Here is a 14,314-nt window from a genome sequence, read left to right as displayed (position 1 = left end):
TGCCCGCGGAGGCTGTTAAGCGCGTCGAAGAGCCGGACACGCTGCATGAGAGACGCACACACGAGACGGGAACAACCGCCGACCACGTCCCGTCAGTTCTCCCGGATTTATCAGGCAGGACCGCCGAGACAGTCCCATGGCAACACCTGTCATCGCGGCCGCGTACCGGACCCCGTTCGGGAAGCAGGACGGCGTCTTCGCGGACACGCGCACCGAGGACCTCTCCGTCACGCTCATCGACCACATCCTCGAGGAACACGGGCTCGGGGCCGACGACGTGGACGACCTCATGTGGGGGGTCGCCCAGCAGCGCGGCGAGCAGGACAACAACGTCGCCCGCGTCATCGCACTCCTCTCGGAACTCGGTGAGGGGACACCCGCGACGAGCATCAACCGCTGGTGCGCCTCTTCGATGCAGGCGATCATCTCCGCGTCGGACGCCGTCGCCGCGGGCAACCGCGAGTGCATCATCGCCGGCGGCGTCGAGAACATGAGCCGGGTGCCGATGGACGGCGACTCCTACCAGCACCTCCATCCCGAACTCTCGGAGCAGTATAACATCTTCCAGCTCCAGATGGGGATGACCGCCGAGAAGGTCGCCGAGGAGTACGAGGTGTCCCGCGAGGCGCAAGACGAGTTCGCCGCGCGCTCGCACCACCGCGCCGCGGAAGCGACCGAGACCGGTCGCTTCGATGACGAGATCGTTCCCGTCGAGACCGACGACGGCGTAGTGGCGGAGGACGAGGGGATCCGGCCGGACACGGACGCGGAAACCCTCGCGGAGTTGCCGCCGGCGTTTACCGGCGACGGTAGCGTCACCGCGGGCAACTCCTCGCAGCTCACCGACGGCGCGGCGGCGACGCTGGTTTGCTCGAAGGAGTTCGCCGACGAACACGGGTTAGACGTGCTCGCGGAGGTCGGTACGAACAACGTCGCGGGTGTCGACCCGACCGTCATGGGTATCGGCCCGGTCCCGGCCACGCGGGGCCTGCTGGAGCGCGCCGGTTCCGACATCGACGACTACGGGCTGGTCGAGGTGAACGAGGCGTTCGCCTCCCAGTGTGAGTACGCCCGGCGCGAACTCGGTATCGACGAGGACATCTACAACGTGAACGGCGGCGCGATCGCGCTGGGGCACCCGCTGGGAGCCTCGGGCGCGCGCCTGCCGGTGACGCTGATCCACGAGATGATCAAGCGCGATGTGGACCGCGGGCTGGCGTCGCTGTGTGTCGGCTTCGGACAGGGCGCGGCGATCGAGTTCAGTCGATAAGCCGGCTCGCGACGCCGCGGCCGACGAACGACAGCGCCCGTCGCAACCGGCTGCATTGATATGTCATTTGATACCAATCGATATCTCCTCGGCGCGCGTTCGGACCCGTGAGGAACCAGTCGTGATCGAGAACCCGAGGATCCCGGTCGGCGCAACGCCCGTCCCGTATCGGTCGTGGAACGAACACCGCGCGGAGATGAACCACGAGTCGTCGGTCAATCGAGCCAAGCGTGCCCGCCGTGCCGCGTCGTAGGCGGGTCTCCGGCGCCGGCGGTCGATAACGCTGTTTTTCGGTTGTCCGCTTTTCAGTACCGGATCGTCTCACTGCGGCCCGACACCGAGATGTCCTCACACGGACCCGACACGGTTTAGGCGGAACCACCGGAACCGACAGACAATGATCTCGAGGCAGTACCTCCGCGAGCACCCCGAGGAGGTTCGCGAGGGGATCGAGAACAAGGGGGTCGACGTCGACCTCGACCGAATTCTCGAACTCGACGAGGAGTGGCGCGACCTGAAGGGACGCGGCGACACGCTGCGCCACGAGCGCAACGAGGTCTCGTCGAAGATCGGCCGACTCAAACAGGAGGGCAACGACGAGGAGGCCCAGGGCGCGATCGACAGGAGCCAGGACCTCAAGGCCGAACTCCAGGAGATCGAGGAGCGCGCCGACGAGTTGGAGGAAGAACTGCACGAGGCGATGCTCCACGTGCCGCAGATGCCCGACGACGACGTGCCCGTCGGCGCCGAGGAGTCTGAGAACGTCGAGCGCCGGCGTGAGGGATTCGGCGACCTCCGCGACCTCCCCGAGGAGGTGATCCCCCACTACGATCTGGGCGAGGACCTGGACATCCTCGACTTCGACCGCGGGGCGAAGGTGTCGGGCGGCGGCTTCTACTTCGCGAAGGGCGAGGGCGCGATGCTGGAGCACGCGCTGATCCAGTTCTTCCTCGAGGTCCACCGCGAGCAGGGGTACACCGACGTGTTCCCGCCCATCCCCGTGAACTCGAAGTCGATGGAGGGAACCGGCCAGTTCCCGAAGTTCGTCGAGGACGCCTACCGCGTCGGCGACGAGAACGCCGACGAGATCGAGGACGACGACCTCTGGCTCCTGCCGACGGCGGAGGTTCCGGTGACGAACATGTACCGCGACGAGATCCTGCTGGACGACGACCTCCCGATCAAACACCAGGCGTACTCGCCGAACTTCCGCCGGGAAGCGGGCGAACACGGCACCGAGACGCGCGGGATCGTCCGCGTCCACCAGTTCAACAAGGTGGAGATGGTGAACTTCGTGCGCCCCGAGGAGAGCGAGGAGCGCTTCGAGCGCCTCGTCGAGGAGGCCGAGGAGGTGCTCAAGCGTCTGGGGCTCCCGTACCGCATTCTGGAGATGTGCACCGGCGATCTGGGGTTCACGCAGGCCAAGAAGTACGACATCGAGGTGTGGGCGCCCGGCGACGACATGGACGACGGCCCCGAGCAGGGCGGCCGCTGGCTGGAGGTCTCGTCGGTGTCGAACTTCCGCGACTTCCAAGCGCGGCGCGCCGGCCTGCGGTTCCGCCCCGAGCGCCACGAGAGCGCGGAGTACCTCCACACGCTCAACGGCTCGGGCGTCGCCGTCCCGCGCGTCGTCGTCGCGATCCTGGAGTACTACCAGAACGACGACGGCACCGTCGACGTGCCCGAACCGCTCCAGCCGTACATGGGCGGCAGGGAGGTCATCGAGGGCAGCGAGAAGGTCGGCGAGAGTGCCGTCGGCGCCGGCGAGAAGGAGTAGTCGGCCGGCCGCCGACCGGCACCGGAGCCGCCGGATCGTCGTCCGCGACCCCGCTTCTCAGTTTGTGTACGTCGTGAGGTGATCGATAGCCGCGTCCGCATTGCCGTCGCTCGCGAACCGAAACACGTCGACGAAGCCGAACAGTTCCTCCCCGTCGTCGCCGAGGAGTCGCCCGCGGACCGCGACCTCGTCGACGACCGCATCCCCAGCCGCGTCGCCGTCAGGATCGCCGCCGCCTGCGTCGTCCAAGCCCTCCCCCGGGATGTCGTCGCCCGCACCGGACTCGGCGTACACCGCGCCGATCCGGTGTTCCGTGTCCGTCCGCGGGCGCTCCTCGCGCATGAATCGGACGAACGCCTCCCGTCCCGACAGCGTCCGGTCGGGGCGTTCGTGGACGAACTTGGGCGCGAGCAGGTCCGCGAGCGCGTCGTAGTCCGCCGCGTCGATGGCGCTGTAGTACGCCCGGGCGGTCGCCTCGTGTGACACGCCTCACAGGCGGGCGCCGACGGGCTTGAATCGGTCGGCCGGCGGGGTCCCAGCGTCGACCCGTCGGCGCGGCGGGTCACACTATCGCCGCCGCTCCGGGGCGCTTATTCGGTCGCGCGGACTCCGATACGGTGTGGACCTGCACGTCCGGTACGAGGGCGACGACGACCCCGACAAGTGCACGGCGCGGAAGCTCGCGCGCTTCGACCTCGCGGAGCTGCACCGCTCGGACGCGGCGACGCCGTACGGGATCGTGCTCAACCCGCACGCCGAGCGCGCGCTCTCGCCCGCCGACCGGGAGGTGGGGGACGGGGAGACGCTCGTCGCGCTCGACTGCTCGTGGGAGTCCGCCGGGGAGGCGATGTTCTCGCTGCCGGGCGAGCACCGCGCGCTCCCGTACTTGGTCGCCGCCAACCCGGTGAACTTCGGCCGACCGATGCAACTCACCACCGTCGAGGCGTTCGCGGCCGCTCTCCACATCCTCGGCGAAGTGGAGCAGGCGAACCAGGTGCTCGCGAAGTTCACCTGGGGAGAGACGTTCCTCGAACTCAACGAGGAGCCGCTCCGCCGGTACAGCGAGTGCGACGACTCGGCGGAGGTCGTCGCGATTCAGCAGGAGTATCTCGATCGGTGAGGCCGGAAACTACTCGGCCAGCACGGCCCCGATAGCGCCTGCGACGGCGGATTCGAGCGCGAACACGACGGTGATCACGACCCCGAGGACGAGTATCCCCACGCCGCCGACGAGCCCGCCGAACGGACCGCCCCCCGCGAGTCCGAGCACGCCCCCGAGCAGCGCGAACAACAGCGTGTAGGCGATCCCCGTCGCCGACCCCGCGAGCAGGCCGTGGTACGCACCGCTGCCGAGGCCGCCGCCGGCGAGGTATCCCGCGACGGCGCCGCCGACGAGCCCGGCGCCGAGTTGGCCGACGATCGGGATGGCCGTGCCGAACGCCGCGATCACGAGGAACACCGCCGCCCCCCACGCGACCGCACGCCAGTCTGTCATGTCCCGACGTACGCGCGACGACGATATCTACCTGTCGTCGGCATCGGTCGCCCGGTCGCGGTCGTCGTTGCGATCCCCGCCGATGCGGTCGGCGCCGCGGTCGAAGGCGTCCGCGCCGTCGATGAACCGACCGTCGTCGTCCACGTCGGGATCCGTATCGTCGGTGCCCTGAACGGCGTACTCCGGGAGGTCGGCGGCCTCGATGTCGCCCGAGAGCAGATCGTCGGGGTCGATCTCCGCGAGCCGGTCCGGGTCCGAGGTAGCGGTGTCGCCGCCGGGATCCGAGTCGTCGGTGTCGTCTCCGGCCGCGTCGCCGTCGGTCTCGCCGGACGGTTCGACCGCTTCCGCGTCGTCCGTCCGGCCCTCGTCGCCGTCGCTCGCCTCCCGCGCGGCCGCCAGTTGGTCGGTCGTCGGCACGAACAGGCGGTCCGTCCCGGGATCGTACGGCCCGTCGGGAACGCCCTCGCGCGCCTCCGCCCGGAGCCCGTCTGCCGCCTCCGGCGCCGGATCGGGCGCGGCGGCGGCGTTCGCCCGGACGCGATCGGGGTCGACGCCGCGAACCGCCGCCCAGTCGTCGGGGTCGACGCCAGCGGCGTCGACGGCCCACGCGTCCAGGGCGGCCGCCGGCGACGACCCGGACTCCAGCAGGCCGATCAGCGAGCGCAGCGTGCGCGTCTCGGCCTCGCGCCACCAATCGGGCTTCTCGACGTAGACGGGGTAGAAGAACGGCGTGTCGCCGGCGTCCGCCAGATCGCGGGGGAACGAGACGGTCCGGTCGTGGACCTCCTGGAAGACGGTCATGTTGACGGCGGCGACCGCCGCGAGCAGGTCCGCGTCCATCTCGTAGCCGGCGGCCTCGAGTTCCGACCGGAGGTCGGCGAAGGCGAACGCGAACCACGCGGCGTCGGCGTCGTCGATCAGCAGGTGGTTCGGCGTCGAGTCGTCGCGGGCGCGGCGGTACTGCTCGACGACGCGGTCTTGGATCGCGTCGTGAAGGACGCGCAGACCGATCCGCACGTCGTCGACGGCGAAGTCGGTGCGCTCGGCGACCTCCTCGATGTAGGCGTCGGGAACCGCCGGGCGGTGCATTGTGGGTGGATGCGTCGGTTTCCGGGTTAAGGGTTCGTGTTCTCGCGATCGGTTCGATTCGGGGTCGTGACCAACGGTCGGAACAGCATCGGAAACAGCACCTCGGAGACGACGATGTTGACGACCGCGAAAGCCCCCGTCCGCTCGCGGTCGAGCCCTCGCTGTGCTCCTCGGTTCGCTCCCTCCGGTCGCTCACCGTGCGGTGCTTGCGTCGGAGTCTCCCGCGAGCGGACGGCCTCTTTCAGTCCCACCCGATCCCCTGTCGAGCGTCGTCGCCGCGGCGGTTCTTCAAGTCCATCGCGTCACGGACACCCCCCGTGCCGCGGCGGGGTGTCGAGGATCGTCGAAACGGTTCGGTTCCCGACTCAGAGCGACTCGGCCACGTCCTCCGCGAAGTAGGTGAGGATCAGGTCCGCGCCGGCGCGCTTCATCGAGAGGAGGGACTCGTGGGCCGTCTCCTCCAGATCGAGCCACCCACGGTCGGCGGCGGCGTGCAACATCGCGTACTCGCCGGAGACGTTGTATGCGGCGACCGGGAGGTCGACGTTCTCTCGCACGTCGCGAACGATGTCGAGGTACGGCAGGCCGGGTTTCACCATCAGCACGTCCGCGCCCTCCTCCACGTCGAGGCGGGCCTCCCGGAGCGCCTCGCGGCGATTGGCGGGGTCCATCTGGTAGTGCCGCCGGTCGCCGAAGGCGGGCGCGCCGTCGGCGGCGTCGCGGAACGGCCCGTAAAAGGCCGACTCGTATTTGACCGCGTAGCTCATGATCGGCACCTCGGTGAAGCCCGCGTCGTCGAGCGCCTCGCGGATGGCGCCGACCATCCCGTCGGTCATCGAGGACGGCGCGACCATGTCGGCGCCGGCCTCGGCGTGCGAGACGGCCGTCCTCTCGAGCAGGTCGAGCGTCTCGTCGTTGCGGACGGTGAGCGTCGGATCGTCTGCCGCGTTCGCCTCCAGCACGCCGCAGTGGCCGTGCTCGGTGTACTCACAGAGGCACACGTCGGTGATCACGTATGCGTCCGTCTCCGCGGCGATATCGCGGACGGCGCGCTGGACGACGCCGTCCTCGGCGTACGCCCGCGATCCCGTGTCGTCCTTCGACTCGGGGATGCCGAACACCATCACCGCCTCCACGCCCGTCGCCAGCACCTCCTCGACGCGGTCGACCGCCTCGCTCACGGGCACACGGTCGTGGCCGGGCATCGACTCGATGGCGACGCGCTCGTCGGTCGTCGCGTCGACGAACACCGGCGCGATGAGATCGGACGCCGAGAGGTCCGTCTCGGAGACGAGCGGTCGGACGCCGTCCGTTCGCAGTCGCCGCGGACGGTCGGTTGGGAACATACGTGAGCGTCGGCCCGCGTGGGAGGTAAAGCCGACGCTCGCGGCCGTCGACGCGGCGAGGAGCCGGTGTCGAGCGCCGTGAGAGATTCTCGGCGATCGCCGAATCACACAAGCCCTATATCGGGAGCCGGGCAAGCGAGGTTCGTGACGCTCTCGCCCCTCCAGGTCGGCGCGATGCCCCCGTGGTTGGAGTCGATGCTGGCCTCGGAGTACGCCTACCTCGCGCTGTTCGCCGTCTTCGTGCTGGAGGGCGCGATGCTGATGTACTTCATGCCGAGCGAGCTGATCGTCCCCGGCTCGCTCATCCTCTTCGGCCACTCCCCGGAGACCGTCGTCGCGGTGATCGGGATCGCCGTACTGGGCGCGACCGTCGGGCAGGTCGCGCTGTTCACGCTCGCCCAGCGTGGCGGGCGCGAGTGGCTCCTCCAGAAGCGGTGGTTCCGCGTGAGCGAGGACAGCCTCGACCGCTTCGACGGCTGGTTCGATCGCTGGGGTCCGGTCGTCGTGCCCGTCTCGAACGCGCTGTTGTTCACCCGCGGAATGCTCACCGTCCCCGCGGGGTTGGCGGAGATGGACCGTCGGCGGTTCGTCGTGCTGTCGGCGCTCGGCACCCTAATCTTCGAGTCCGCGCTGGCCGGGCTGTACGTGTTCGGCGTCGACCTACTGTGGTAAGGAAGGAACGAGTCGCGGGGATCGACCGCCGTTTCGTCTCAGGACTCCCGGTCGGTCTGTGTCACGTCGACCTGCTCTCGGAGGGCCTCGAGGCCCTCGCTCTCGGTGAGTTCCTCGACGCGGTCGCGGAAGTGCGACTCGCACAGGCCGACCGTGACGCCGCCGCGCTCGGCGCCGTACGCCGCATTCCGATCGCAGTAGTGACACTGCATACCCGATCGAGGGGCTCGCTCGTACTTAACCCCGCGCCTCCGGCAGGCGCTCGCGCACCGCGGTCCAGTGGGCGGCGTCGAGCCCGTCGACCGCGAGCTCCTCGCCGTGGGCGTCCGTCCCGCCCGTCAACAGCAGGTCGTGCTCGCGCGCCAGCGCCTCGACCGCCTCCGGGTCGTCGTCGACCGCGTCGGCGTACGGGTAGAACCGTTCGACCGCGTCGAGATCGTGCTCGACGCAGTGGTCGAACGCTGCCGCCGGATCGTCGTAGCGGAACGGATGCGCCAGCCCGACGACGGCGCAGGCGTCCCGGAGGAGGTCGACGCCGCGCTCGACCGGCGTGACCGCCCGGGGAACGTAACAGGGGCCGTCGTTGCCGATGAGGTCTCTGAAGGCGCCCTCGTAGTCGTAGTCGGACTCACTCTCGTCGATCGCGCGGGCGATGTGCGGCCGCCCGAGACCGGCGCGTGGCTCGACGCCCAGGTCGACGCCGATGCGCTCCTCGACGCGCTCGACGATCCGCCGACCGCGCTCGCGACGATCCGCCTGCAGGCGGTCGCATTCGGCGCGCAGGTCCGGATCGTCGCCGACGCCGTATCCGAGCAGGTCGACGCGCTCGCCCTCGGAGCCGGTGTCGACCCGCAGTTCGATGCCACGGACGACCGTCAGGCCGTCGCGGTCGACGACGGGCGCGTCGAGTTCCGGATGGATCCGGTCGTGATCGGTGACGGCGACCGCGTCGAGTCCGGCCGTTCGCGCCGTCGAGATCAGCGTGTCGAGCGTGAACGTCCCGTCGGAGACGGTCGTGTGCGCGTGGAGGTCCGCGACTACCATTGCCGGATCGCAGGTGGGCGGCGCGCAAGGCCGTTCCGGTCGGCCACGCATCGTGACAGTGGCCGCGGCGACGCCGGCGGCGACGGCTCCGTTGACGGCGGCGACCGCGCAATGAAAGGACATTATAATACGTTATACTCTACCGTTCTCACGAAGGTCGTACATGGACAATCGTTACATACTCGGCTCGCGTCCGACCAGTTGATGCGCCTGAACGGCACGGAAGACGAGCTATCCGCCCACGAGTACCCCGCGACGAGCGGCGAACTCATCGACGCGTACGGCGACACCCGTATCGAACTGCAGGACGGGAGCGAGACGATCGGCGCGGTACTCGGCCGTCTGGGCTCGGAGACGTTCCACTCCGCCGACGACGTGTGGATGACCCTCCGCGGCGGCGTCGGGCACGAGGCCGTCGGCCGGCGCTTCTACAGCGACCGCGACGCGCCGGCGGTCGGCGAGGACGGACCGGACCAGATCTCGTTCTGATCGGATCCCCGCGGCGGCCCGCCACCGCCGCGACGCTGATCGCTGCCATGCCGCCGGCTCCGGGCCGGCTCAGTCACCCGTACTCCGGGGCCACACCTTCTGCGAGAACGTCGCGTCAGACCCACTCCAGCGCCGCGTCCAGTTCCAACGGGACGCGCCCCTTGCTGTACGCCTCCGTCGACCCGTCCGGGCGCGAGCGGAACACGACCGCTGGACGGTGGCCCACCTCGGGCCGTTCCCCGCGCACGGCGAACCAGTCGTCGTCGGGGAACGTCGAGCAGTCGACGAACAGCGTGACGCCGCCGCCGTGTGCTTCCAGCTGCCCGCTCGTCTTCGTCTGGACGGTGTCGCGCACGGCCGCGGAGGGCGTTCCCGCCGAGCGCTTGTTCGGCGCGACCGGTCGGGTTACCTCCACGAGCGTCGGGCGACCGTCCCCGCGGGTCGCGCGGAAGTCGATGACGTGGTCGGTCGACACCTCGATCTCCGGCTGGATGTCGTAGCCGGCGTTCACCAGCAGGCGCGCCACGTCGAACTCGCCCATCGTCGCGATCATCCGGGTGAGGTCCATGTACTCGCTGGTGCCGAGCTTGCTCGCCATCTCCTCGCGGTCGTCGTCGAGCACGCCCGTCGCGAGGAACTGCTCGTAGAAGCCGAGCGCGTCGAACCGGTCGGCGTCCGGAAACCCCGCCGCGTGCTCGCGGAAGAACTCCCGCGTCGTCTCCGCGCCGTCTTTCGAACACAACACCGGGAGGAAGTACCACGCGAGGTGCGGGAAGTCCTCGAGCCACGGCTCCTCCTCGTAGAGGACGGCCGTCAGCTCGCGTTCGGCCCACCGGGTTACAGGAAACGGCACGTCCGCGAGCGCGTACTTCTCGGTGCGCCACAGCGACGACGGTGTCTCCGTGTTCCCCAGCCAGTAGGCGCCGGGACCGCCGCCGACGCCCGCCGGTCCCTCGCCGTCGTCCGTCCAGCAGAACAGCGCGAGGCTCCCGTCGTCCATGTCGAAGCGCCGGCCCTCGTAGCCGGCCGGCGGCGCGAACCACGGGTCGCGCTCGGTCGCCCCGAGGTTGGAGTCGAGCGGTCGGTAGAGGTCGTCGCGGACCCGGGACGCCGACCACGAACCGGGCGCGTATCTGAACCGTAAGGGACGTGCCACACCCGATATCGACCGCCGGCCGGTTTGAACCCACCGCTCGCGAGGACGCCCACCCGATCGGAGTGCCGCAACTCGTGTACAACCGATACATATATTACAGAGAATTTGCTATGTGATGTCGTACCATGTCAATGGGTGCCTATGACGAGGACGAACACGAACGCCGCGAAGCGAAGACGCGTGTCGACGGTGACTTCGCCGAGGAGCGAAGCGAGTACCGCGGCAGAGTCACTTACGACTCCGGCGAGTCGGCGGAGGCACTCCTCGATCAGTTCAAGACGATCAAAGACGACTAACGCTTCCGGCGGCCGTCTGCCGCACCGACTTCTCCGCGCGATCCGACCGCCAGCGACGGTCAGCGTCGCCGGCGACGCTGGCGCTCACTCGTTCCAGTCGGTCGTCTCGGGTGCGCCGCGGTCGACCTCCACCCGGGTCGGATCGGGGGCGTCGGCGACGGCGTCGCCGGGGTCGCCGGCGGCGGCACCCCAGTCGGCCGCGGCCGCGCCGACCCACGAGTCAGCCGCGAGCACCCCCTCACGGGCCCGCTCGTAGCGGTCGGCGTTCACCGCGGCCGTCCCCGGCGCCGACGCCGCGGCGGCGGCGACGAACGTCGCGCGGTCGGCGGGCGTCGCCGCGCCGCCGACGAGCCGATCGACCGCCCCCGAGTCGGCGAGCGTGTCGGGGTCGTGGTGGAGGAACACCGTCGAGCCGAGGGCTCCCCGGCCCAGCGGCGGCGGCGGGAGGTCCTCGGGAACCACGTCGTCGACGAGGCGCTCGCCCGCGTCGCCGTGGACCCGTTCGACGCGCTCGCACTCCGTCTCGGCGTCGAGTTCGAGGTTGTGCCCGGGGTACGTTCGACAGCGGTCGGGATAGCGGTCGGTGCCGTGGATCCGACACTTCAGGGAGTCCGGATCGAGAAAGGCGCACGTGTCGAGCCAGACGCGATCGCCGTCGAACGGGGCGACGGGTTTCGGGACTTTACGGATGCCGACGAGGAAGGCGGGGCGACCGCCGATCGCGGCGACCTCGTGTCCGTCGATCGTCGCCGTCCGGTCGCCCTCGGCCGCGAACAGCCGCGGGACGAGCGCGTCGCCGAGCCCCGAATCGACGAACTCTCGGATCTCGTCGCGCGAGAGCGGAACGAGGTGGTACGTCTCGTCGAGCGCGCGGTAGCGGCCCTCGCGCTCGCGGTCGTCGGGCGCGCCGAGCGGCCGCCAGTCGAGACAGCAGCCGGCGCAGCCCTCGCAGTTCACCTCCATGTCAACGCTAGGCGACGGCGCCTCCGAGCAAGAAGCTGTCCCCGGCCGGTCACGCCGGCGACGTGGCCGCGGACGGGTCGCAAGGATCTGGGGGAACGACGCCGGAGCCGGGGGCTTATCGTCGCGGCCCTCCGAGCGGAGGATATGAGCAAACAGCGCTGTGACGGCTGCGACCGGCGCGTCCGTCTCGGCGGGGGGATCGGGGACCTCTGGTCGTTCGAGACCGGGAGCACCGACGGCCTGACGCTGGAGTTGGCGGACGGCTCCGAGTACTTCCTGTGTTACGACTGTATCGAGGCGCTGCCGGACGACGAGGAGGTAACTCGCGCGCACGTCGAGGCACTTCCGAAGGACGACGACGAGTGACCGTCCGCGCCCGCGGGTCACCCGGGTCGCGACCGGCACCGGATCGCCACGATACCACCATCCGATACGCTTACCCGCCGGCCGCCGATTCGGTCTGACGAGACCGTGGACCCCGATAGGATCGCCTCCGAGTTCCCCGCGCCCTCCTTCCGCGGCGCCCAAGAGCGGGCGCTGTCGGACATCACGGACGCGTTCGCCGCCGGCAACCGTGTCGTTCTCGTGCGCGCCCCGACCGGCAGCGGGAAGTCGTTGCTCGCGCGGTCCATCGCGGGCGCCGCGCGGAGCGTCGAGGAGGCGAGTCCCTCGGAGGCGACGGGCGCGTACTACACGACGCCGCAGGTGTCCCAGCTGGACGACGTGGCGGAGGACGATCTCCTCGACGACCTGAACGTGATCCGGGGGAAGTCCAACTACACCTGTATCCTCCCCGGCGAGGAGGACACGCCGGTCAACCGCGCCCCGTGTGCCCGCCAGCGCGGCTACGACTGCTCGGTGCAGCACCGCTGCCCGTACTACTCCGACCGCGCGATCGCCTCGAACCGCCCCATCGCCGCGATGACGCTGGCGTACTTCATGCAGACCGCCGGCTCGGACGTCTTTCGGAAGCGCGACGTGGTCGTCGTCGACGAGGCGCACGGCCTCGCGGAGTGGGCGGAGATGTACGCGACCATCGAGCTGTCGCCGGGGACCGTCCCCGTCTGGGACGAGGTGGGCGTGCCGGATGTCCACAACGACGAGGTCGGGCCGCTCGAACGCACCGCACGGTTCGCGAAGGCCCTGCTCGGCGTCTGCTCGGACGAGAAGGACGAACTACTCCGGCAGGGCGACCTGAGCCCCGAGGAGGCCGCGCGGCGCGACCGCCTCCAGGAGCTGATCTCGGAGTTGAAGTGGTTCCTCGAGGACTACCGCGACACGCAGTCGGCGACGACGTGGGTCGTCGACCAGCCCGACGGCGAGGGCGGCGCGTTGACGATCAAGCCGCTGGACCCCGAGAAGTACCTCAAACACACCGTCTGGGACCGCGGCAACCGCTTCGCCCTGCTCTCGGCGACCATCCTCAGCAAGGAGTCGTTCTGCCGAGGCGTCGGCCTCGACCCCGACGAGGTCGCGCTCGTCGACGTGGAGCACACCTTCCCCGTCGAGAATCGCCCCCTGTACGACGTGACGCAGGGGAAGATGACGTACGAACACCGCGACGAGACGCTCCCGAAGGTCGCGCGGCTGTGTCTGCGCCTGATGGTGCGCCACCCCGAGGAGAAGGGGTTGATCCACGCCCACAGCTACGCCATCGCGCGGCAACTCGCCGAACGGTTCGACCAGTTCGGCGTCGCCGCGCGCGTCCGCCGCCACGACAGCGACGACCGCGACGCGCAACTGGAGGCGTGGAAAGCCAGCGACGACCCCGAGGTGTTCGTCTCCGTGAAGATGGAGGAGGCGCTGGACCTCCACGGCGACCTCTGTCGCTGGCAGGTGCTGTGCAAGGCGCCGTACCTCAACACCGGCGACTCACGCGTCGCCGCAAGACTGGAGGACGGCCAGTGGCCGTGGTACCACCGCGCCGCGCTCCGCACCGTCATCCAGGCGTGCGGTCGAGTCGTCCGCGCGCCCGACGATCACGGGGCGACGTACCTCGCGGACTCGAGCCTGCTGGATCTCTTCGAGCGCGCCGAGGCCGACACGCCGCCGTGGTTTCGCGACCAGATCGACCGGATGTCGACCCCCGATCTGCCCGAATTCGACCCAGACGCCGCGATGGCCGGGATGGACGCCGACCCCGGCCCGAGTTCGGGCGCCGGTCACGGCGTCGGTCGCGGCCGATCGAGCGCGGCCGGCGGGTCGAACCGAACCGGCGGCGGATCGAGCACGTCGAAGGGATTCAGCGGTGGGTCCGGTGGATCCGGCGGATCGCGTGGGTCCTCGTCGAGATCCGGCTCGACGCGATCATCGGGAACTACGGGGGGCGACGCCGACGAGGGTGACGAGGACGACCCGATGGCGGACCACCCGCTGTCGGACGTGTGGGGAGAGTAGTCCCCCCATTCGAGAACCGGCGGATTCTGAGTACGTCCTTATACTACGTAGTCGGAAAGCCGCACGTCGCAAAGGATATTATGATATATTATCTCACGAAGGATTATGTATTCCCTTGGAGTAGCAGGTTCCATGACGATCCACGGTGTCGACACCGCCCTGACGCTGTTCAAGGCCGGAACGCTCACCAGAACGCAGGCCGCCCGCAAGGCGGGCGTCGACCTCGACCGCTTCGACGATCTGTGTGCGAAACGCGGCATCCCGACGGGCGGCCCGGTCGCCGGTCCGGGCGGTCCCTCCCACGTCAACGCCGACTGAGA

General features: G+C 69.6%; 17 protein-coding genes. 9 read left to right on the top strand and 8 right to left on the bottom strand.

Going from position 1 to position 14,314, the window contains the following annotated elements:
• The first annotated feature begins 136 nt into the window (after positions 1-136).
• The gene (locus ABJD39_RS08680; protein ID WP_348607175.1) at positions 137-1,270 is read left to right on the top strand and encodes a thiolase family protein; all 1,134 of its coding nucleotides are present in this window, start codon (positions 137-139) and stop codon (positions 1,268-1,270) included.
• A gap of 397 nt (positions 1,271-1,667) precedes the next feature.
• Positions 1,668-3,047: a serine--tRNA ligase gene (gene serS, locus ABJD39_RS08675; protein WP_348607172.1), complete on the top strand. Its 1,380-nt coding sequence runs from the start codon at positions 1,668-1,670 to the stop codon at positions 3,045-3,047.
• Between the two features lie 57 nt (positions 3,048-3,104).
• Here the strand turns inward: serS and ABJD39_RS08670 are convergent, their stop codons facing one another.
• The gene (locus ABJD39_RS08670) at positions 3,105-3,533 is read right to left on the bottom strand and encodes a nuclear transport factor 2 family protein (RefSeq protein WP_348607170.1); all 429 of its coding nucleotides are present in this window, start codon (positions 3,531-3,533) and stop codon (positions 3,105-3,107) included.
• A gap of 133 nt (positions 3,534-3,666) precedes the next feature.
• Here ABJD39_RS08670 and ABJD39_RS08665 point away from each other — a divergent pair, with 133 nt between their 5' ends.
• Complete coding sequence (locus ABJD39_RS08665) at positions 3,667-4,167, top strand: DUF367 family protein (protein WP_348607167.1); 501 nt, start codon at positions 3,667-3,669, stop codon at positions 4,165-4,167.
• Positions 4,168-4,176: 9 nt separating this feature from the next.
• Here ABJD39_RS08665 and ABJD39_RS08660 read toward each other — a convergent pair whose 3' ends face one another.
• The 3 genes from ABJD39_RS08660 to hemB form a co-directional block, all read right to left on the bottom strand.
• Positions 4,177-4,542, bottom strand: coding sequence for a DUF5518 domain-containing protein (locus ABJD39_RS08660; RefSeq protein WP_348607165.1), 366 nt, complete (start codon positions 4,540-4,542; stop codon positions 4,177-4,179).
• Between the two features lie 27 nt (positions 4,543-4,569).
• Positions 4,570-5,631 carry a hypothetical protein gene (locus ABJD39_RS08655; protein ID WP_348607162.1) on the bottom strand — a complete coding sequence of 354 codons (1,062 nt, stop codon included), beginning with the start codon at positions 5,629-5,631 and terminating at the stop codon, positions 4,570-4,572.
• Between the two features lie 365 nt (positions 5,632-5,996).
• Positions 5,997-6,977 carry a porphobilinogen synthase gene (gene hemB / locus ABJD39_RS08650; RefSeq protein WP_348607160.1) on the bottom strand — a complete coding sequence of 327 codons (981 nt, stop codon included), beginning with the start codon at positions 6,975-6,977 and terminating at the stop codon, positions 5,997-5,999.
• A 174-nt stretch (positions 6,978-7,151) separates the two neighbouring features.
• On the opposite strand from hemB, the gene ABJD39_RS08645 reads away from it, so the two are divergent.
• Positions 7,152-7,649 (top strand): DedA family protein, encoded by a 498-nt coding sequence (locus tag ABJD39_RS08645; RefSeq protein ID WP_431357877.1) that lies wholly within the window; start codon positions 7,152-7,154, stop codon positions 7,647-7,649.
• Positions 7,650-7,687: 38 nt separating this feature from the next.
• Here ABJD39_RS08645 and ABJD39_RS08640 read toward each other — a convergent pair whose 3' ends face one another.
• Complete coding sequence (locus ABJD39_RS08640) at positions 7,688-7,861, bottom strand: DUF6757 family protein (RefSeq protein ID WP_348607154.1); 174 nt, start codon at positions 7,859-7,861, stop codon at positions 7,688-7,690.
• A 25-nt stretch (positions 7,862-7,886) separates the two neighbouring features.
• Positions 7,887-8,693, bottom strand: coding sequence for a PHP domain-containing protein (locus ABJD39_RS08635; RefSeq protein WP_431357840.1), 807 nt, complete (start codon positions 8,691-8,693; stop codon positions 7,887-7,889).
• Positions 8,694-8,897: 204 nt separating this feature from the next.
• Here ABJD39_RS08635 and ABJD39_RS08630 point away from each other — a divergent pair, with 204 nt between their 5' ends.
• Positions 8,898-9,182, top strand: a complete 285-nt coding sequence (locus ABJD39_RS08630) for a DUF5789 family protein (RefSeq protein WP_348607152.1) — start codon at positions 8,898-8,900, stop codon at positions 9,180-9,182.
• 115 nt (positions 9,183-9,297) lie between these two features.
• Here ABJD39_RS08630 and ABJD39_RS08625 read toward each other — a convergent pair whose 3' ends face one another.
• Positions 9,298-10,338 (bottom strand): DUF5784 family protein, encoded by a 1,041-nt coding sequence (locus tag ABJD39_RS08625; protein ID WP_348607149.1) that lies wholly within the window; start codon positions 10,336-10,338, stop codon positions 9,298-9,300.
• A gap of 125 nt (positions 10,339-10,463) precedes the next feature.
• Here ABJD39_RS08625 and ABJD39_RS08620 point away from each other — a divergent pair, with 125 nt between their 5' ends.
• Positions 10,464-10,634, top strand: a complete 171-nt coding sequence (locus ABJD39_RS08620) for a DUF5786 family protein (RefSeq protein WP_348607147.1) — start codon at positions 10,464-10,466, stop codon at positions 10,632-10,634.
• 84 nt (positions 10,635-10,718) lie between these two features.
• On the opposite strand, the gene ABJD39_RS08615 is transcribed toward ABJD39_RS08620, so the two are convergent.
• Complete coding sequence (locus tag ABJD39_RS08615; protein WP_348607145.1) at positions 10,719-11,597, bottom strand: YkgJ family cysteine cluster protein; 879 nt, start codon at positions 11,595-11,597, stop codon at positions 10,719-10,721.
• A 144-nt stretch (positions 11,598-11,741) separates the two neighbouring features.
• On the opposite strand from ABJD39_RS08615, the gene ABJD39_RS08610 reads away from it, so the two are divergent.
• The 3 genes from ABJD39_RS08610 to ABJD39_RS08600 all read left to right on the top strand — a co-directional run bounded on the left by ABJD39_RS08610 (position 11,742) and on the right by ABJD39_RS08600 (position 14,312).
• Positions 11,742-11,963, top strand: coding sequence for a DUF7561 family protein (locus tag ABJD39_RS08610; RefSeq protein WP_348607142.1), 222 nt, complete (start codon positions 11,742-11,744; stop codon positions 11,961-11,963).
• 105 nt (positions 11,964-12,068) lie between these two features.
• Positions 12,069-13,994 carry an ATP-dependent DNA helicase gene (locus ABJD39_RS08605; RefSeq protein WP_348607139.1) on the top strand — a complete coding sequence of 642 codons (1,926 nt, stop codon included), beginning with the start codon at positions 12,069-12,071 and terminating at the stop codon, positions 13,992-13,994.
• Positions 13,995-14,126: 132 nt separating this feature from the next.
• On the top strand, positions 14,127-14,312 hold the full coding sequence (locus ABJD39_RS08600) for a hypothetical protein (protein WP_348607136.1): 186 nt from the start codon (positions 14,127-14,129) through the stop codon (positions 14,310-14,312).
• Positions 14,313-14,314: the final 2 nt, after the last annotated feature.

It is taken from the genome of Halobaculum rarum (assembly GCF_040025155.1).
Taxonomy (GTDB): domain Archaea; phylum Halobacteriota; class Halobacteria; order Halobacteriales; family Haloferacaceae; genus Halobaculum; species Halobaculum rarum.
This window is presented reverse-complemented; position numbering and strand designations above follow the sequence as displayed.